21 protein-coding genes are annotated in these 17,558 nt (G+C 35.7%); 17 read left to right on the top strand and 4 right to left on the bottom strand.

From position 1 onward, the window contains the following. Positions 1-40 precede the first annotated feature (40 nt). The 5 genes from ACW0JX_RS19100 (at position 41) to ACW0JX_RS19080 (ending at position 2,345) form a co-directional block, all read left to right on the top strand. On the top strand, positions 41-478 hold the full coding sequence (locus ACW0JX_RS19100; RefSeq protein WP_001143346.1) for a YlbD family protein: 438 nt from the start codon (positions 41-43) through the stop codon (positions 476-478). Positions 479-490: 12 nt separating this feature from the next. Continuing rightward, positions 491-736 (top strand): YlbE-like family protein, encoded by a 246-nt coding sequence (locus ACW0JX_RS19095; protein WP_001200990.1) that lies wholly within the window; start codon positions 491-493, stop codon positions 734-736. 76 nt (positions 737-812) lie between these two features. Next, complete coding sequence (locus ACW0JX_RS19090; RefSeq protein ID WP_053563739.1) at positions 813-1,385, top strand: histidine phosphatase family protein; 573 nt, start codon at positions 813-815, stop codon at positions 1,383-1,385. 114 nt (positions 1,386-1,499) lie between these two features. After that, positions 1,500-1,952, top strand: coding sequence for a YlbF/YmcA family competence regulator (locus ACW0JX_RS19085; RefSeq protein ID WP_000634366.1), 453 nt, complete (start codon positions 1,500-1,502; stop codon positions 1,950-1,952). Positions 1,953-2,078: 126 nt separating this feature from the next. Further along, a complete protein-coding gene (locus ACW0JX_RS19080) occupies positions 2,079-2,345 on the top strand; it encodes a YlbG family protein (RefSeq protein WP_002082261.1) in 267 nt (88 codons plus the stop codon). A gap of 54 nt (positions 2,346-2,399) precedes the next feature. On the opposite strand, the gene ACW0JX_RS19075 is transcribed toward ACW0JX_RS19080, so the two are convergent. Further along, on the bottom strand, positions 2,400-2,789 hold the full coding sequence (locus ACW0JX_RS19075) for a DUF7147 family protein (protein WP_000616017.1): 390 nt from the start codon (positions 2,787-2,789) through the stop codon (positions 2,400-2,402). A gap of 498 nt (positions 2,790-3,287) precedes the next feature. Here ACW0JX_RS19075 and rsmD point away from each other — a divergent pair, with 498 nt between their 5' ends. Both rsmD and coaD read left to right on the top strand, forming a co-directional pair. Next, entirely contained in the window at positions 3,288-3,854 is a 567-nt protein-coding gene (rsmD, locus tag ACW0JX_RS19070) for a 16S rRNA (guanine(966)-N(2))-methyltransferase RsmD (RefSeq protein WP_001266976.1), read from the top strand. Further along, positions 3,851-4,342, top strand: coding sequence for a pantetheine-phosphate adenylyltransferase (coaD, locus tag ACW0JX_RS19065; protein ID WP_000200601.1), 492 nt, complete (start codon positions 3,851-3,853; stop codon positions 4,340-4,342). The genes rsmD and coaD overlap by 4 nt, the downstream gene beginning before the upstream one ends. On the opposite strand, the gene ylbJ is transcribed toward coaD, so the two are convergent. Continuing rightward, entirely contained in the window at positions 4,334-5,563 is a 1,230-nt protein-coding gene (gene ylbJ / locus ACW0JX_RS19060) for a sporulation integral membrane protein YlbJ (protein WP_095690272.1), read from the bottom strand. The genes coaD and ylbJ overlap by 9 nt on opposite strands. A gap of 113 nt (positions 5,564-5,676) precedes the next feature. Here ylbJ and ACW0JX_RS19055 point away from each other — a divergent pair, with 113 nt between their 5' ends. Together ACW0JX_RS19055 and ACW0JX_RS19050 are read left to right on the top strand one after the other, a co-directional pair. Next, positions 5,677-6,468: a patatin-like phospholipase family protein gene (locus ACW0JX_RS19055; protein ID WP_000662590.1), complete on the top strand. Its 792-nt coding sequence runs from the start codon at positions 5,677-5,679 to the stop codon at positions 6,466-6,468. Beyond that, on the top strand, positions 6,461-7,498 hold the full coding sequence (locus tag ACW0JX_RS19050; RefSeq protein ID WP_053563741.1) for a SepM family pheromone-processing serine protease: 1,038 nt from the start codon (positions 6,461-6,463) through the stop codon (positions 7,496-7,498). Before ACW0JX_RS19055 ends, ACW0JX_RS19050 begins: the two co-directional genes overlap by 8 nt. A 10-nt stretch (positions 7,499-7,508) precedes the next feature. Here the strand turns inward: ACW0JX_RS19050 and ACW0JX_RS19045 are convergent, their stop codons facing one another. Beyond that, positions 7,509-8,690, bottom strand: coding sequence for a nucleotidyltransferase (locus ACW0JX_RS19045; RefSeq protein ID WP_069356137.1), 1,182 nt, complete (start codon positions 8,688-8,690; stop codon positions 7,509-7,511). A 213-nt stretch (positions 8,691-8,903) separates the two neighbouring features. Here ACW0JX_RS19045 and ACW0JX_RS19040 point away from each other — a divergent pair, with 213 nt between their 5' ends. The 3 genes from ACW0JX_RS19040 (at position 8,904) to ACW0JX_RS19030 (ending at position 10,275) form a co-directional block, all read left to right on the top strand. Continuing rightward, entirely contained in the window at positions 8,904-9,404 is a 501-nt protein-coding gene (locus ACW0JX_RS19040; RefSeq protein WP_078994000.1) for a YceD family protein, read from the top strand. A gap of 61 nt (positions 9,405-9,465) precedes the next feature. After that, positions 9,466-9,639, top strand: coding sequence for a 50S ribosomal protein L32 (gene rpmF / locus ACW0JX_RS19035; protein WP_001984764.1), 174 nt, complete (start codon positions 9,466-9,468; stop codon positions 9,637-9,639). 129 nt (positions 9,640-9,768) lie between these two features. Then, positions 9,769-10,275 carry an RsfA family transcriptional regulator gene (locus ACW0JX_RS19030; protein ID WP_000246469.1) on the top strand — a complete coding sequence of 169 codons (507 nt, stop codon included), beginning with the start codon at positions 9,769-9,771 and terminating at the stop codon, positions 10,273-10,275. Positions 10,276-10,310: 35 nt separating this feature from the next. Here the strand turns inward: ACW0JX_RS19030 and ACW0JX_RS19025 are convergent, their stop codons facing one another. Beyond that, complete coding sequence (locus ACW0JX_RS19025; protein ID WP_459245004.1) at positions 10,311-10,784, bottom strand: N-acetyltransferase; 474 nt, start codon at positions 10,782-10,784, stop codon at positions 10,311-10,313. Between the two features lie 295 nt (positions 10,785-11,079). On the opposite strand from ACW0JX_RS19025, the gene panE reads away from it, so the two are divergent. The 5 genes from panE to ACW0JX_RS19000 all read left to right on the top strand — a co-directional run bounded on the left by panE (position 11,080) and on the right by ACW0JX_RS19000 (position 17,511). Next, positions 11,080-11,964, top strand: coding sequence for a 2-dehydropantoate 2-reductase (gene panE / locus ACW0JX_RS19020; RefSeq protein WP_014482115.1), 885 nt, complete (start codon positions 11,080-11,082; stop codon positions 11,962-11,964). A 79-nt stretch (positions 11,965-12,043) separates the two neighbouring features. Beyond that, positions 12,044-13,660 carry a bacillithiol biosynthesis cysteine-adding enzyme BshC gene (gene bshC / locus ACW0JX_RS19015; protein WP_069356136.1) on the top strand — a complete coding sequence of 539 codons (1,617 nt, stop codon included), beginning with the start codon at positions 12,044-12,046 and terminating at the stop codon, positions 13,658-13,660. Positions 13,661-14,028: 368 nt separating this feature from the next. Further along, complete coding sequence (gene rsmH / locus ACW0JX_RS19010) at positions 14,029-14,961, top strand: 16S rRNA (cytosine(1402)-N(4))-methyltransferase RsmH (RefSeq protein WP_000472508.1); 933 nt, start codon at positions 14,029-14,031, stop codon at positions 14,959-14,961. Between the two features lie 15 nt (positions 14,962-14,976). Further along, positions 14,977-15,339 (top strand): cell division protein FtsL, encoded by a 363-nt coding sequence (ftsL, locus tag ACW0JX_RS19005; RefSeq protein WP_000182804.1) that lies wholly within the window; start codon positions 14,977-14,979, stop codon positions 15,337-15,339. 21 nt (positions 15,340-15,360) lie between these two features. Next, positions 15,361-17,511, top strand: a complete 2,151-nt coding sequence (locus ACW0JX_RS19000; protein ID WP_095690274.1) for a penicillin-binding protein — start codon at positions 15,361-15,363, stop codon at positions 17,509-17,511. Positions 17,512-17,558: the final 47 nt, after the last annotated feature.

Here is a 17,558-nt window from a genome sequence, read left to right as displayed (position 1 = left end):
TTCTTACTATATAGTAGATATACATGGAGAGGTGAGGATTATGCCAACAACAAAAGGGCCGTTACATCCATCGGTTCAACAGTTTAAAGAATTTGTAAACCATCACCCTAAAATGGTTCATGAGGTTAGAAGTGGTCACAAAACTTGGCAACAATTTTATGAAGAATGGTACTTACTTGGTGAAGAAGATCCAATATGGGCAACTTATAGACCGGATGGAGCGCCTGCGTTTTCTTCGGTAAAAGAAAATAAAAAAGAAAAAGATAATCGAACTGAAGAGGAAAAAACTGCTGATGTGATGGGGCAAATGCTTTCTTTTTTTAAAAAGTTGGACGTGGAACAAATGCAGAACCATTTAGCTAATGTGACGAGTGCTATTGGGAGCGTGCAACAAGTTATTCAGCAATTTCAAGGTAACCGTACGCAACAAGAACAAAGTACTTCAGAAAATAACCCGTTTTTCTTTCAAAAGGATTAGGGGGGAAAGATGATGAGAGCAGAAATTATGGAGTTTATAAAGGCTGATGAGGATTTATCTCGCTATATTAGAGAGCAACCGTACTGGTATAGAAAATTAACACGAAATCCTGAAGAAAAAGAGGCTTTTGAGTTAGCGGCGATGCAACATTTCAAAAAAACAATACCAGATAAAGTGGAAAAATTTCAAAATCAATTGGCTGTTGCTTCGATCATGATTGATATGTTTCAGTATATGAAGCAACAAAATGCAACCTAATTGCAAGTGAAAAATATGTCCGTCATGCAGAACTTTTGTTACAATAGAGATTGATTATTTAAAAAGGAGTTGCAGCATGACGGAAATTTGTTTAGTACGACATGGACAAACTGATTGGAATTTTCAAGAAATTATTCAGGGGCGAGAAGATATTCCGCTTAATGAAGTTGGTAAGAAGCAAGCGAGTCAAAGTGCAGCTGCTTTACAAGAAGAAACGTGGGATATCATTATAAGTAGCCCGTTAATTAGAGCGCAAGAAACGGCTAATGAAATCGCAAAGGCGGCTGGATTACAATCGATTTTATTAGATGATCGATTTGTTGAACGGAATTTTGGAGAAGCTTCAGGGAAGCCAGTTGCGACTGTTAGAGAGTTGATTGCTGAGGGTAAAGTAGAAGGTATGGAGCAAGATGAAGAGATTGTAGCTCGTTGCTTTGCTGCTTTAGAAGATGTTGCAACAACTCATTTTGGCAAACGTATTATTATTGTTGCTCACTCACACGCGATAAAAGCAATTTTACATGCCATTGAACCAGATGAAATTACATTTAAGACACCATTAAAAAATGCGTGTATTAGTTATGTGAAACAAAATAGTGGGAAATGGGATGTTCTTAAATATAATATAGCGGAACATATTACTGTATAAGTGTGTACGGATATAGTGTGAAAATAGTTTCATTATATCTTTCTTTTGAGTAAGTCACTTCAATTAGTAGTTCTAATCTAAATGTGGTATGATGGATACTCGGAGGTGTCTCTCATGATTGTAGCGACGCTAGAAAGCGTATTAATATTAGATAAGGCAGAGCAGCTTGCAAAAGCGATTATCTGTTCAGATATAGCAGAAGATTATCGTAAGTATTATAGAGAATTACATGAAGATATGGAACTTCAGACGTTAATTCAGCAATTTACAGCGATGAAAGAACGGTATGAGGAAGTACAGCGTTTTGGAAAATACCATCCTGACTACACTACCGTATCGATGAAAATGAGAGAATTAAAGCGTTCTGTGGACTTACATGATAAGGTTGCAGCTTTTAAAAGAGCAGAAACTGCTTTGCAGAAGTTATTAGATGAAGTTAGTGTAGCGATCGGTTCGGAAGTGTCTTCTTCCATTAAAGTGCCAACAGGGAATCCATTCTTTGATGCTGGTGGCTGTGGTGGAGGTTGTGGTACTGGCGGAGGTTGTGGTTGTAAAAAAACGGGGTGATGTACCCCGTTTTTTAGAAGTTGGAAGGAAACGTATACAGAGTTTGTCCTGTAATGTTATAAATTTCTGATTGGTTTTCATAGAATATAAAATATATGTTTTTAAAAGGAGAAGATGGAGAAGATTATGTTCGGGCAACGACAAAGTATGATTGTTTATTTACATTCATTGAAACATGCCAAGATTTTAAGGAAATATGGTAACATACATTACATATCAAAACGATTAAAATATGCTGTAGTATATTGTGACATGGAACAAATTGAGCATATGATGCATAAATTGAACAAACTTCCTTTTGTGAAAAAGATAGAACAGTCGTATCGCCCGTATTTAAAAACGGAATTTGAAAATTCCCGTCCTGATCGAGCAAAAGAATACGATTATAGCTAATAGAAAAAATCCCCTGCTAAATTTAGCGGGGGATTTTTTAATTGAAATAAAGTGTTATTTCATCGGAGGAATGAAATTGTTCATTCGTAAAATACCAATTAAATGATTAAAAAATAGTTCTTTTTCTGGGAAAGTTGTAGATGGCTTTACAGTAAAAGTAGCCACTTTTTTTCCGAGTTGCTCTGCCGTTTCTTCAAATAAAATGACACGTTTACTTTTTTTATTTTCAAATACAGGAATGCCTTCACGACATATGTATAATGGTTGGAAATCACCAGTAGTAGTTGGTTTTAATATTACAACAAGCGAACACACTTTTTTATCGTTTTTTATCGTTTCAAATTGTAACATATGTGCTATACGTTCTTGATTTGTTTTGGCAATTTCAAGTAATTCATATAAATCAGAGTAGCCTTCTCCGAGTTCTATAAAGCGTTGAATCATATTTTTTCCTCCTCTTTCTTTTACTGTAACATTTCACTTTTTAAATGAAAAGCACACAAAGAAAAAAAACCCTGCATAGCAGGGCCCTTCTTATACTAGCATGTACTAGTAAGAAGGCAAAGGGAGAGGAGAAACCGGAGGAAGAACTTATGGGGAAACGTAAGTCTTCTCCGCGGTTGGCAACAACATCGAAGGTGATGTTGTTATAATTATTTATGTCCAATCTAAATGAAGATATACATAATGAAATTAAATTTTATGTCAGGCTTTTTATTTTTCTTTTTTTTATTTTGTGATAGGATAAAAAAGATAAAGTGGAACTAATATACATATTGGATTCATATTAGTGAATGATGAGATGAATACATAAAAATAATGAGTGGTTATTTGATGCTGAGTTTTCTAATATTTTGGTGAATGTAATTTGTTAACGGTTACCGAAGTGGGAATGGCTTTCTATAATCGCTCGATAGATTGAAATAAAGGTAGTGACAACAGATGAGAGTAGTTTCAGGAAAATGTAAAGGACACCCACTTAAAGCGGTTCCTGGTAATACAACACGTCCAACGACAGATAAAGTAAAAGAATCTATTTTTAATATGATAGGTCCTTATTTTGATGGTGGTATCGCCCTTGATTTATTTGGTGGTAGTGGTGGCCTTGGAATTGAGGCTTTGAGCAGAGGGATCGATAAAGCGATTTTTGTTGATAGGGATAGTAAAGCGATAAAAGTAATTCATCAAAATTTAGAAAGTTGTAGAATACAGGAACAAGCTGAAGTATATCGAAATGATGCGGAACGTGCAGTAAAGGCGCTTATAAAACGTGAAATGTCATTCGATCTTATATTAATAGACCCACCATATAAAGAGCAAAAAATTGTATCTTTAATTAGTGTAATGGATCAACATGGATTGCTACATAGTGATGGATTAATTATGGCAGAGCATGGTAATGATGTGGTTTTACCTGATTCAATAGGAAAGCTTGTAAAAGTACGAGCTGAGAATTATGGGATTACTGCAATATCGATTTATAAGTATGAAGGTGAGGGGACAGAATGACAAGTATAGCTATTTCTTCAGGAAGTTTTGATCCAATTACCCTTGGGCATCTGGATATTATTAAAAGGGGAGCAAAAGTATTTGATGAGGTGTACGTAGTCGTTTTAAACAATTCATCTAAAAAACCATTCTTTTCAGTTGAAGAGCGATTAGAACTAATTCGAGAAGCGACAAAGGATATCCCGAATGTAAAAGTAGATTCGCATAGTGGGCTGTTAGTAGAGTATGCAAAAATGCGTAATGCAAATGCAATATTACGTGGTTTACGAGCAGTTTCTGATTTTGAATATGAGATGCAAATTACTTCTATGAATCGAAAATTAGATGAAAATATTGAAACATTTTTTATTATGACAAACAACCAATATTCATTTTTAAGCTCGAGTATTGTGAAAGAAGTTGCGAGGTATGGAGGAAGTGTAGTGGATCTTGTGCCTCCTATTGTAGAGCGTGCTTTAAAAGAAAAGTTTCAAACCCCGTTAAAGTGAACGGGGTTTTTCTTTATACGTGCGAAAAAATAATAAAATAACATATAAATATAGACAAAATAATGTAAAAATTGGTCCGTAATGTATAAAAGATGTCCAAATTTCATGTAGTATAGAAGGATGCTTGGATAAAAATACAGGAATATCTTTTTGCATAGGTGAGAAAGAACTTACTTTCTCATAAAATGGTGTCCAAAATATAAATGTAAAAATAGGGGCAAGAATACTTTGAATAATTCGTGCGAAAAAATAGGGTTTAAATCGGATGTCTGTTTCAGCTAATATGCTAGCAACTTGTGCCTGAATAGAAAGACCGCTAAATGCTAAAATGAAGCTTGTTACCATAGCTTGTTGTAAGAGGGGTGTTTCATTTATTTGACTAATCATTTGGCTTCCGAGTGTCATTTCGAAAACACCTGATAATATAGGTATACTAAAATCTGTACTTAGTTGGAAGAATGATAAAATATGTTGCATAATAAAAGAAAGAGCTGCTGTAATGTGGAATACAGTAATCATTTTATTTAACACAGAGAATAAAATAATAAATCCGCCAATCATAAGTAATGTTTGAATAGAAGAAACGATAGCATCCCCAAGTAATTTACCGATTGGTCTTTTTTCTTGTAAGCGTGTCTCGTGAAGAATTAAAAAAGGGTTTTGAAAGCGGCGTTTTTTTGTAGTGTGTGTATTATTTTTGTAAACGGTATTATGGCCGTAAAAACGCATAATTAATCCGACAGCAAAGTTACTTAAATAATGGGCAGCCGCTAATATAATCCCTAATTTCGGATTATTAAAAAAACCGATAGACACAGCACCGAAAATAAAAAGTGGATTAGAAGAATTTGTGAAAGAAACGAGGCGCTCCGCTTCAATCTGAGTTAAAAGGTTGCTTTTTCGTAGTCTAGCGCTTAGTTTGGCGCCTGCAGGGAAACCTGAAGCCATTCCCATTGCCCAAACGAATCCACCTATCCCTGGAACGCGAAAAAGTGGGCGCATGAGTGGTTCTAATATAACGCCAATAAATTTTACAACACCGATACTAATTAGAAGTTCCGCAATGATGAAAAACGGTAGTAGTGAAGGGAATACAACTTCCCACCATATATTTAACCCGCGAATAGAAGCTTGTAAAGCGGCTTGGGGGTGGAGTACAAGAGAAAAGGTTAAAAAAAGCGTTGATATGGTAAGGAAAGCGGTTTTCCATTTTTCATACATGTAAGTAAATCCCCCTTTGTCCCAAAAAACGTTCATTTCAGTATACGTGGATACGTAGTGAATTTAGACCATAAGTATGAAAAAGGAATGAAAAAAATTAAAGGGTGAGAAAAATGAAAGAACCAAAGATTGGTTTAGCACTTGGGTCTGGAGGAGCGAAAGGGTTTGCTCATATTGGTGTAATAAAGGTTTTAAGGGAAGCTGGTATCCCTATTCATATGATTGCAGGAAGTAGTATGGGGGCGCTAATAGGTACGTTTTATGCGGCAAGTAGTAACGTTGAAAGATTGTATAAATTGGCATCTGTTTTCAAGCGGAAGTATTATTTAGATTTCACGGTACCGAAAATGGGATTTATTGCTGGAAAACGTGTCAAAGATATGATTAAAATGTTTACATATAATAAAAATTTAGAAGAGTTAGATATCCCGACGGCTGTTGTGGCTACTGACATATTGAAGGGGGAAAAAGTGGTTTTTACAAGTGGACCAGTTGCAGATGCGGTGAGGGCTAGCATATCTGTTCCTGGAGTGTTTGTACCAGAAAAAATAGATGGACGATTATTAGTGGATGGTGGGGTTATTGATCGTATCCCAGTATCGGTTGTGAAAGAATTAGGGGCCGATATTGTTATCGCTGTGGATGTGTCTCCAATTAAGGTGAATGGCGATGTTACGTCCATTTATGACGTAATCATGCAAAGTATAGAAATTATGCAGCATGAGCTTGTAATGAATCGGCAAATTGCATCGGATTTAATGATGCGACCAGCTGTAGAGCAATTTAGTTCACGTGCTTTTACAAACATTGAAGACATTATTCGAGTTGGAGAAGTAGAAGCGGAAAAACATGTTTCAAATATTTATTTATTAATTGAGCAGTGGAAGGAGAAACATAATGTTTAAGCGTTTTCGGTTTATATATGCAATCTTAATAGGGGTTATATTGGCGATGTTACTTGTTTACGTGCGTTTACCGTATTATGTAACAAAACCAGGAATGGCTGCCAAATTAGAGCCTTACGTTCAAGTTGAGGGTGGAACGAAAGAATCTGGTGATTTTATGCTTGTTACGGTTTCAATGGGACCAGCAAATGTGGTGAATTTAATAGCGGCACAGTTTAATAAATATACACATATTTCAAAAGCGGAAGAAATATTGCAAAAAGGTGAGAGTAATGAAGAATATCAATTTCGCCAAAATTATGCGATGAAAGATTCACAAAATGCAGCAATTTATAATGCATATAAACGTGCAAATCGCTCCGTTTCTTTTGAAAATAAAGGTGTATTAGTTGCTGGTGTGGCAAAAGGAATGCCGTCAGAAGGAAAGCTTAAGCTTGGTGATGTTATTATAGCTGTTGATGGAAAAACATTTGAAAAGACGGAGCAATTTATTGAATATATGACTGGGAAAAAAGAAAGCGATGCTGTAAGTATTGAGTACATGAGAAATGGAAAACAATTGAAAGAAAATTTAAATGTAAAGACGATTCCTAATGGGAATGGACGTGTCGGTATAGGTGTTTCTATCGTTACGGAAAGAGAATTAGTGGTCGATCCGAAAGTGAAAATTAATTCTCATGAAATTGGTGGACCATCCGCAGGTTTAATGTTCACATTAGAAATATATAATCAACTTGTGGAAGAAGACTTAACAAAAGGACATGAAATAGCTGGAACAGGTACAATTAATGAAAAAGGAGAAGTTGGCCCGATTGGTGGTATAAATCAAAAAGTGGTGGCTGCTAGCGATGCTGGGGCTGAGGTGTTCTTTGCGCCAAATGAAAAAGGAGCGGAGAAATCGAACTATAAAGATGCACTTGAGACTGCAAAGGACATTAAAACAAAAATGAAAATTGTACCAGTGGATACGCTGGATGATGCGTTAACATATTTAGAAAAGATGGATAAGGAAAAAACCTCTCTGAAATAGAGAGGTTTTTTTATAGGAATTTTGTAGTTGTTTCATCATAGCGAATAGGATGGTGTGTTATATCCTGTTTTAATAGTTGCGTGCGTAACGGTTCGTGCATGATGGAGAAATATACAGAGTTTGCTTTTTTCTCTATATCTAAAGCAGCATGGTCAAATGTTTTTGTATGAGTAAGGATTGGAAGTTCGATTTTTTTCTTGTTTTTTGAAAGATAAGTTTGTCCTTTTTGTGACATGCCTAGCAGGCGGATATATGGTGCATGTTGTTCTATATTTGCGCTACGTATTTCCTCTTTTGTTGTGTTTGTTAAAATGTGTGTACAAGCTCTTTGTAGTCTAGTCCATGTATAACGTTTTGTTTTTAATGCTTCCATGAATGAATAGAAGGAGGAACTGTTTTGTATTTTTGATAAAATACGATGCTCTAAACCTTCTTCTATTTCATATATATGTCGTAAGTCTCCTGAAGACATTGTCATGAGTTTATATTTAAAAAATGAAAAGTATTGTTCCCAATTATGTAATATCCCGTAGTTTTGTTTGTAATTTGCTAAAAGCGAAGTGGTTGCCTGTGGGAGAAAAGGTTCAATTGTTGTAAATGATCCTTCTTCGCTAAAGAGTTGTTTCCGAATGCTTGTCGCGCTTGCAATATGTTGGTCATTAAATGTTTCATCATGATAATGAGAGGCGAATCTTTTTATAGTTTGAGCTTGTATAGAGCTATTTTGTGACAGAATTGCTTTCATATATTGGAAGCCTAAAATATTATTTGGTTGTGACATATCTATGTTTTTTTCGGATGTTAAAATGTGTGAAAAAGCATCCGATGTTGCTTTTGCATAACTATTGCCAGCGTCCATGAATTGTTTTACAAGGCAGTTAAAAGTCTCTTCTTCGTTTTTTTGTACGGAGATGGTATTATAAAAATTTTCGATTTGTCCATCCTCACTACCGAAACAAATTTCAGAAACACGTAGGGCATTTAAAATGGAAATAGCACCATTTGCGAAGGTTTCAGCCTTTTGTGTCGCAAAGACGTATGGAAGCTCTACAACAAGGTCTACGCCGTTTGCTAAGGCCATTTTAGTGCGATACCATTTGGAAATGAGTGCGGGCTCACCACGCTGTAAAAAAGGACCACTCATAACGGCAATTATTATATCGGATTGTGTTAACTTTTTTGTCTCTTGCACATGATAAAGATGACCGTTATGAAAAGGGTTATATTCAACAACAATACCACCAGCTTTTATGGTAATCTCTCCTTTCGATGTAGCATCTTTTTGAAAAACGTGATACTCTATATATTATTTACTATGATGACTTCATTATAGTGTAAAGAAAAAACATTGACAAATATAAAATGGCTAGCTATAATTTTGTTTGTTGCCTTGAGGTGATATGATATGAAATGGTCCATCCATCAATTGAATAAATTGAGAAATAAAGGATTGACATTGGATGAGATGGTAGATGTAAGTGAGCTAAAAGAGGTCGAGAAAGATATTTGTGAAATTAATCCTGTTCATGTAACGGGAAGAGTTGATTTTGGCTCCGGTAAGTTTACGTTTCATCTACATATAACTGGAAGCATGGTTTTACCATGTTCTCGTTCTTTAGTAGATGTGACATTACCATTTGACATTAAAACAACTGAGGTGTTCCAAACTTCACAAGAAGAATTTGAAACTGAAGCTGAAATTCATTGTTTAGAAGGAGAAGTACTTGACTTACTGCCCGTAATCAAGGAAAATATACTTTTGGAGATTCCAATGCAAATTTTCAGTGATGATGTTTCTGGTGGAGCACCGACGCAAGGTCAAGACTGGCAAGTGATTTCGGAAGAAGACAAAGAAAAGACTGTTGATCCAAGATTGGCAGGACTTGCAAAGTTTTTTGACAAATAATCGGAAGACTGGTTCAGGCCTTCATATGAAAATAACTATTTCTTTTAAGGAGGTGGGAAGAATGGCTGTACCTTTTAGAAGAACTTCTAAAACAGTAAAAAGAAAGCGTCGTACGCATTTCAAATTATCAGTACCTGGTATGGTAGAGTGCCCAAGCTGTGGTGAAGCGAAATTAGCTCACCGTGTATGTAAAGCATGCGGTACTTACAAAGGTAAAGAAGTAATCAGCAAGTAATTGCAGGAAAATAAACGCAGAAGATATCTTCTGCGTTTATTTTTTTTGTCTTAATCTTTAGTTGTTGTATTCTATCTTTTCTAGTAACTGCATATGCTTAATAAAAAATGCATAGGGAGGACTAGAGAAATGGCGACAACAAGACAAGATGCTTGGACTGATGATGAAGATTTGCTTCTGGCAGAAGTAGTACTCCGGCATATTCGAGAAGGTGGAACACAACTTTCTGCCTTTAAGGAAGTGGGGAAAAATTTATCTCGTACACCAGCAGCATGTGGATTTAGATGGAATTCTTACGTAAGAAAGCAATATAAAGAACGTATTGAGGAAGCGAAGCAACTTCGTAAAGTAGAAAATTATGAAGTGAAAGAGACAAAAGTGTTAGAACCTACGTCAATTACGTTGAATGATGTTATTGATTTCTTGCAAAATTATAAAGATGAAAACTCTTTAACGGTGTTGCAACAACAAGTTGAATCATTACAAACAGAAAGAGAGCGTCTTCTGGAGCGATTATCAGTATATGAGGAAGAGTATAGAACATTGCTTGATTATATCGATCAAAAAAGAAGTGTAATGGTAGCGGAAAGAAACAATGCTCGCTCGACTGAGAAGTTAGAGAAGCTTAAGAAATAAAAAAACAGCTGTTATACAGCTGTTTTTTTTATTTCTTAAGCCGATTCTTCATTTGTAACCGCATTCAAATTTGTTTCTGGATGCCAAATATAAAAATCTCCATTAGTTACTGATACGGGGCTGAAATTTAATTTATCCCAAAAACCAGCTGAATGAATACGCGCTATCGTTTTAATAGGAAATTGCAGTTGTTTCGCATGATTTACAAGCATTTGTCCGAATCCTTGTTTTTGAAAAGTTGGTAATACTTCAAGTTTATAAAGTTCTAGGTAAGGACCTGTAATTTCGAATGGTTCTCCGCCGTTTCTTTTCATATATAGACTCATACGTGCGATTAGTGATCCGCCATAATAAATACCGTAAAATGGAGATTCACTGTCGTTTTCAATAATGTTTGCTTGCAATTCTTCCAGCATAGATAGTTCCTGGGCTCCGCACCCTTTAAATTTTTTGAATTCATCTAACGTTTTATAATTGATGAGCAAGCGCTCAACTTTTGGGAATCCCATTACATCACATCCTTTTCTTATCTCGTTGAATGCAGAAAAGTAAAAATATTTATAATAATAGTATAACTCATTTTTTTATTTTTATGAAGAAGATAGTATATTTCTTTTATTATTTTTTTGAGGATTTGCTAAACTAAGAGTATAAGTGTATTAATAGGCAGTATATACATAGTGAAAAATGAGAGTGTATTTGTTTGGCAGAGGACAACGAAATTATAGGGCGTGCTCATGTACTTTAAAAAGATATGAAAAAGGGGGGAGGCAAGGGCACTTAATGTGAATCCCTTGTGTGAAAATGAAAATTGGAATTGTCGGACCAGGTGCTATTGGTCTATTGTATACATTTTATTTACAAAAAAGTAACCAAGATGTTACGTTGTTTACAAGAACAGCTAAGCAGGCTGAAGAATTAAATGAAACAGGTGTAACTTGTATTAGAGATGGAAGATGGGAAACAGTATATCCGCCTGTTTTACCGATAGAAAGTATGGTAGCGCAAAATTTAGATTATATATTTATTGCTGTGAAGCAATATCATATAGATGACATACTACCGTTTGTGGAAGGTGCATCATCATTAATCTTTTTGCAAAACGGAATGTCGCATCTCCCAAAGATGCTGCAAATAGGGAGTGAAAATATAGCTGTTGGTATTGTAGAACATGGTGCGAAAAAAGAGGGAGGGCACATCGTTCATCATACTGGAGTAGGTGTAACGAGATTTGGAGTGGTTTGTGGCCAATCTATACATTTTAAAAAAATATTTCATTCTTTTCCTGTTGCTTATTTTCCAGTTCAAATAGAAACAGATTGGGAAGAGATTATGCGCAAAAAATTAGTAGTAAATGTATGTATCAATCCGTTGACGGCGTTATTGGGAGTAAAGAATGGTGAATTAATCACGAATCGTTTTTTTTATCAAATGATGGAGCAAGTGTTTCAGGAGGTCGCATTTCTTATTAGAGGAGAAAAAGAAATGGTATGGCAAATGGTACGAAATGTGTGTGAAGGAACGTCTCGTAATACATCCTCTATGTTAGCGGATGTAAGAGCGAATAGACAGACGGAAATTAATGCGATTGTTGGGTATGTATTAGAAGAGGCTAAGAAACAGCAACGACCAGTTCCGACACTTCAATTTTTGTTCGATGCAATAAAGGGGTTAGAAACAAGAGTATAAGTGTTATTCTTTGCTTTTAAGTGAAACATTGACTACAATGTGGATTGGTGAGAGAACTGGATACGAAAGGAAGAATTATATGGAGATAAAAGAAATCTCTGTTCCGCAACAAGGTGTTGTAGCGGACTATATGAACGGTAAAAAAGAGATACAGTCATGTTTTGATTATATGTTAACAGAAGATGCTTTTAAACAACGTTTACATGATTTGCGTGAAAGGGAGTTTTTCCGCCAAGATTTAGTAGCGCATTTATTAGAATATAATACAAAATTACAAGCGGGAGAATCTACACTTCAAAATGTAAAAGCGCTTGGAGATGAAAATACATATGTTGTTATAGCTGGACAACAAGCGGGGTTATTAACTGGACCGCTTTATACAATTCATAAAGTTATTTCAATTTTACAGCTTGCAAAGGAAAAGGAAGAAAGTTTAGGAGTTAAAGTTGTCCCTGTCTTCTGGATTGCGGGTGAAGATCATGATATGGATGAGATTAACCATACTTTTGTAGCGAAAAATAAAAAGATGAAAAAAACTATTTTTTATGATCGTAATCCGAAAAAGGCGAGTGCTTCTGAGTCTGAACTTTCTGTTGAAGATTGTAGAAGTTGGATTGAAGAGATTTTTAAAACATACCCAGAAACAAATTTTACAAAGGATGTATTAAAATTTGTTGATGATGCTTTGAAAAAATCGAATACGTATGTAGATTTCTTTGCTCATCTTATTACGAAAATCTTTGCTAATTCTGGTTTAATCCTTGTTGATTCACATCATCCTGAATTAAGAAAGTTAGAAATTCCATTTTTTAAGCGAATTATAGGTAAGTATAAAGAGGTGCAAGAGGGGCTTCGTAATCAGCAGGAAGTAATTAAAGAACTAGGATACAAACCGATTATTGAAACGAAGTCTCATGCAGTGCATATATTCATGGAAATAGATAATGAACGAGTATTGCTTGAAGAGCATCAAGGTAAGTTTGTTGGAAAGGATGGGGCGCATTCCTTTTCATATGAAGAGTTGATTGAAGAAATGGAGAGAAATCCGGCACGTTTTAGTAATAATGTTGTAACGCGTCCTCTTATGCAAGAGTATGTATTTCCTACGCTCGCATTTATTGGAGGTCCAGGGGAATTAGCTTATTGGAGTGAATTACAACAAGTATTCCATACTGTCGGTTTTCAAATGCCACCTGTCGTTCCTCGTCTTACAATTACTTATGTGGAGAGAGATATAGCGACAGATTTATTCGATCTGCAATTGAGAGAAAGTGATCCGTTTTTAAATGATGTCGATAAACTGCGTGAAAACTGGTTGTCTAATCGAGTAGAGGAACCGATTGATGATCATTTTGAAAAGGCGAAAAAAGAAATTGCCGATATTCATATATCTTTACAGCAATTTGTAAAGAAAATAGAGCCAGGATTAGGTGCGTTTGCAGGGAAAAACGAATTGAAAATTAATGAACAAATTGAACTGCTGGAAAGAATGTTGAAAAGAAATGTTGAGAAAAAGTATGAGGTTCAGCTAAATAAATTCCGCCGTATACAATTCGCACTTCGTCCATTAGGTGCGCCGCAAGAACGTGTGTGGAATGTATGTTATTATTTAAATCAGTTTGGTTTGGATTTCGTTGATCGTGTAATGGAAAACCCTTTTTCTTGGGACGGAAAACATCATGTTATAAAACTATAAAATCTTGCTCTTTGGAGCAGGATTTTATTTTTATTCCGTTGAATTTACTGTGAAGTGATTTTTTTCTGAATTATCAATCAAAAAGTGTTGGATATGGTAATTGTGTTGGATACTTAAATATATGACAAAATAGCACAAAATGTAAACGTATTATTCGCTTTTTCGACAGTTTTTTATTTAAATTCCCGCAAAAGATGATAAAATTTAGTATATAATAAAAGAAAATAGCGATTTGTATAGTATGTTGCCTTTGTTGGTAAGTTAAATGAGTCGTTCTTTCGTATTATTTCATTCTCTAAGCGTGAAATATGTGCTTAGAGGAAGGGATACATTCAACATAATTAATTGGAAAAAGAGTAGGTGCAACAATGTTTAAACATGTAACAGTGCTTTTAAAGGAAACAGTAGACGGCTTAGATATAAAGCCAGATGGTACATATGTAGATTGTACACTGGGGGGAGGAGGACATAGTTCTTATTTATTATCCCAATTAACTGAAGGTGGAAAATTAATAGCGTTTGATCAAGATGAGATAGCGATTCAAAACGCGAAAGAAAAGTTCTCTTCATACGGTGAACAGTTTATAACAGTAAAGAGTAACTTCCGTTATTTAGCTGAAAAACTGCAAGAAATAGGTATAACAGAAGTAGACGGTATTTTATTTGATTTAGGTGTTTCATCCCCACAATTAGATACACCAGAGCGAGGCTTTAGTTATCATCATGATGCACCGTTAGATATGCGGATGGATCAAGATGCCCCATTAACAGCATATGATGTTGTAAATAGCTGGTCATATGAACAACTTGTAAGGATTTTCTTCCAATACGGTGAAGAGAAATTTTCAAAACAAATTGCAAGAAAAATTGAAGCTTATCGTGAGAATAAAGCTATTGAAACGACAGGAGAATTAGTAGAGCTAATTAAAGAAGGTATTCCGGCTCCTGCTCGTAGAACTGGTGGGCATCCTGCTAAGCGAGTGTTTCAGGCAATTCGTATAGCTGTAAATGATGAATTAAAAGTATTTGAAGAAGCATTGGAATCTGCTATTGAGATGGTTAAGCCAGGTGGAAGGGTTAGTGTTATAACATTCCATTCATTAGAAGATCGTATTTGTAAAACAACGTTTAAGCGAAATAGTACAACGCCACAATTGCCGCCAGGATTACCGATTATTCCTGATGAATTTAAGCCGAAATTAAAGCTTATTACAAGAAAACCGATTTTACCTTCTGATATAGAGCTAGAAGAAAATAATCGTGCGCGTTCTGCGAAGTTGAGAATCGCTGAAAAACGATAAAAGGGAGAGAGAGGTATGACTAATTTAGCTGTAAAGTACAAACAACAAGCGCAAGAAGAGGTGCAAATTCAAACGCCCCCACAGCAGATGGCTAAGCCGAAGGTTAAAGCGAAAATTACAAGAATCGAAAAACTGTTGTATGTAGCGTTTATTGGCTTTTTATTGTATGCCTGTGTCGCGTTTATTGGAAATAAAGCAGGCCTTTATCAAGTTAATGTAGAAGCAGCGACGATAGAAGAAAAAATTGTACAGCAGCAAAAAGAAAATCAAGAATTACAAGCTGAAGTAGAGAAGTTAAGTCGCTATGAACGAATCGCTGAAGTTGCAAAAAAACACGGGCTAGAAATTAATGCGAATAATGTGAAAGGCCTCAAATAAGGCAATAGGTGTGAAGGAACGATGAAGAAGAATATGACTAAATTTCATACCAATAAGGGAGCAGGTTATTTTATGATATTTTTCCTCCTGCTCTTTTTGCTGTTATTAGCCCGATTTTTTTACATACAATCAACAGGAACAGTTCATAATCAGGATTTAGATGCGCTTGCTAAACAAAAGCATAGTAAAAAAGGAGTTCTTGAAGCGAACCGAGGAACCATTTATGATCAAAACGGTCATGTGTTAGCACAAGACGCAAACTCTTATAAAATAGTGGCTGCGCTAAAAGGCGCTAACTCTGTTGAGAATAAAGAAGATACTGCAAAGAAAATTGCAGGAGTACTTGGAAAAGGCGAAGAGGATATTTTAGCTTCTTTAAATAAGGAAGGTAGAAGTCAAGTCGAATTCGGAACGTTAGGCAAGGATTTGACGAAAGAAAAGAAGGAACAAATAGAGGCGTTGAAGTTGCCGGGAATATCTTTTATTACAGAAAATGCAAGGGTGTATCCAAATGGTGATTTTGCATCTTATGTTATAGGTCATGCAAAACCAGATGAGAATGGAACCTCGGTAGGTCAATTTGGCATAGAAAAAAGCTTAGATAAATACTTAAGTGCTTCTAATGGAGAAGTAGCATATACAGGTGATCGTAAAGGTGTATCCCTTGATGGTGGAAAAGTTAATGTAAAGGCACCGAAAAATGGAGATAACGTTTATTTAACAATTGATCAACGTGTCCAAAGTTATTTAGAAGACGCGATGAAAGCAGCAAGTAAGCAATATGAGCCAGAAAGTTTAATAGGGATTGTTGCAGATCCGAAAACCGGAAAAATATTAGCGATGTCTACTAAACCTAGTTATGACCCTAATGATCGTCAAATTAAATATTTCTTCAATGACGCAATTGCCAATGCATTTGAACCTGGATCAACAATGAAAATTTTCACGTTAGCGGCAGCTATTAATGAAGGTGTGTACAAAGGGCAAGATTATTATCAGTCAGGGACATATCAAGTCGGAGATAGGAAAATAAAAGACCATAACGGCGGTGCTGGTTGGGGCTCTATCACGTTTGATGAAGGGGTAGAGCGTTCTTCAAACGTAGCGTTTGCAATTTTAGGAGATCAAAAACTTGGTCCAGAACGTTTCCGAAAATATATTCATAGTTTTGGATTAGATGAAAAAACGAACATTGATTTATCAGGTGAAGGATCGAATACAATTTTATTTGATCAGCAAATACAACAAGTGACAACAGCTTTTGGACAAGGTTCCACTGTAACACCAATTCAGCTTGTACAAGCTGCAACGGCCATTGCAAATGATGGGAAAATGATGAAACCTTATGCAATTGATAAAATTGTAGATCCGATAACAGACAAAGTAAAATTAGAACATAAGCCAGAAGAAGTAGGAAAACCTGTTACAAAGGAAACAGCAGCGCAAGTAAGACAGTTATTAGAACGTGTTGTTACATCTCCGAAAGGTACAGGGACAGCTTATAAAATTGATGGATATTCAGTTGGTGGTAAAACAGGTACAGCGCAAATTCCGGATGGAAAAGGCGGCTATATGACAGGAAGACAGAATTATATATTCTCATTCTTAGGTATGGCACCAATGGACGATCCACAACTTGTTGTGTATGTAGCTGTTAAACAGCCGAAATTAAAAGATGATGAGAACGGCGCACAACCTTTAGCTGATATTTTTAAATATGTAACAAAAAATAGTTTAGAGTATTTAAAGATTAAGCCAAATGAAGTGAAAGATCCGAAAAAACATCTGAAAGAACAACAAACTACTGTTCCAGATGTAACTGGTAAAACGATGGCTGAAGCGGGGAAAGCGATTGATAAAGCAAAACTTCGTCCAATCGTACTAGGTGAAGGGAAAGTACAGCAACAAGTACCAAAAGCGACTGAACAAACATTGAAAGGCGACCGAGTCTTCTTGGTAGGAGATAAGCCTACAATGCCAAATATACAAGGATGGGCACTGCGTGATGTTATGAATTTAGCGAAGACATTACAGCTTAACTTGAAGCCTTCTGGTACAGGATACGTAACAGAGCAAAGTGTGGCGGAAGGAACATTATTACAACCTGGTACAGAATTAGGTGTCACACTCGTACCGCCACTCGAACCACAACAAGAAGCAGAAAAGCCGTAATGGTAAAAGAGAAGAAGTTCTAATTAAATAAGTACAAGCATATATTG

This window comes from Bacillus sp. C-3-6 (assembly GCF_054509685.1).
Note: the sequence above shows the minus strand (reverse complement) of the source record. Positions and strands in the feature narration are given on the sequence as shown.

Coding starts and splice junctions, on each gene's coding strand:
- ACW0JX_RS19100 (WP_001143346.1), top strand. CDS start 41: ATGCCAACAACAAAAGGGCCGTTACATCCATCGGTTCAACAGTTTAAA.
- ACW0JX_RS19095 (WP_001200990.1), top strand. CDS start 491: ATGAGAGCAGAAATTATGGAGTTTATAAAGGCTGATGAGGATTTATCT.
- ACW0JX_RS19090 (WP_053563739.1), top strand. CDS start 813: ATGACGGAAATTTGTTTAGTACGACATGGACAAACTGATTGGAATTTT.
- ACW0JX_RS19085 (WP_000634366.1), top strand. CDS start 1,500: ATGATTGTAGCGACGCTAGAAAGCGTATTAATATTAGATAAGGCAGAG.
- ACW0JX_RS19080 (WP_002082261.1), top strand. CDS start 2,079: ATGTTCGGGCAACGACAAAGTATGATTGTTTATTTACATTCATTGAAA.
- ACW0JX_RS19075 (WP_000616017.1), bottom strand. CDS start 2,789: ATGATTCAACGCTTTATAGAACTCGGAGAAGGCTACTCTGATTTATAT.
- rsmD (WP_001266976.1), top strand. CDS start 3,288: ATGAGAGTAGTTTCAGGAAAATGTAAAGGACACCCACTTAAAGCGGTT.
- coaD (WP_000200601.1), top strand. CDS start 3,851: ATGACAAGTATAGCTATTTCTTCAGGAAGTTTTGATCCAATTACCCTT.
- ylbJ (WP_095690272.1), bottom strand. CDS start 5,563: ATGTATGAAAAATGGAAAACCGCTTTCCTTACCATATCAACGCTTTTT.
- ACW0JX_RS19055 (WP_000662590.1), top strand. CDS start 5,677: ATGAAAGAACCAAAGATTGGTTTAGCACTTGGGTCTGGAGGAGCGAAA.
- ACW0JX_RS19050 (WP_053563741.1), top strand. CDS start 6,461: ATGTTTAAGCGTTTTCGGTTTATATATGCAATCTTAATAGGGGTTATA.
- ACW0JX_RS19040 (WP_078994000.1), top strand. CDS start 8,904: ATGAAATGGTCCATCCATCAATTGAATAAATTGAGAAATAAAGGATTG.
- rpmF (WP_001984764.1), top strand. CDS start 9,466: ATGGCTGTACCTTTTAGAAGAACTTCTAAAACAGTAAAAAGAAAGCGT.
- ACW0JX_RS19030 (WP_000246469.1), top strand. CDS start 9,769: ATGGCGACAACAAGACAAGATGCTTGGACTGATGATGAAGATTTGCTT.
- ACW0JX_RS19025 (WP_459245004.1), bottom strand. CDS start 10,784: ATGGGATTCCCAAAAGTTGAGCGCTTGCTCATCAATTATAAAACGTTA.
- panE (WP_014482115.1), top strand. CDS start 11,080: ATGAAAATTGGAATTGTCGGACCAGGTGCTATTGGTCTATTGTATACA.
- bshC (WP_069356136.1), top strand. CDS start 12,044: ATGGAGATAAAAGAAATCTCTGTTCCGCAACAAGGTGTTGTAGCGGAC.
- rsmH (WP_000472508.1), top strand. CDS start 14,029: ATGTTTAAACATGTAACAGTGCTTTTAAAGGAAACAGTAGACGGCTTA.
- ftsL (WP_000182804.1), top strand. CDS start 14,977: ATGACTAATTTAGCTGTAAAGTACAAACAACAAGCGCAAGAAGAGGTG.
- ACW0JX_RS19000 (WP_095690274.1), top strand. CDS start 15,361: ATGAAGAAGAATATGACTAAATTTCATACCAATAAGGGAGCAGGTTAT.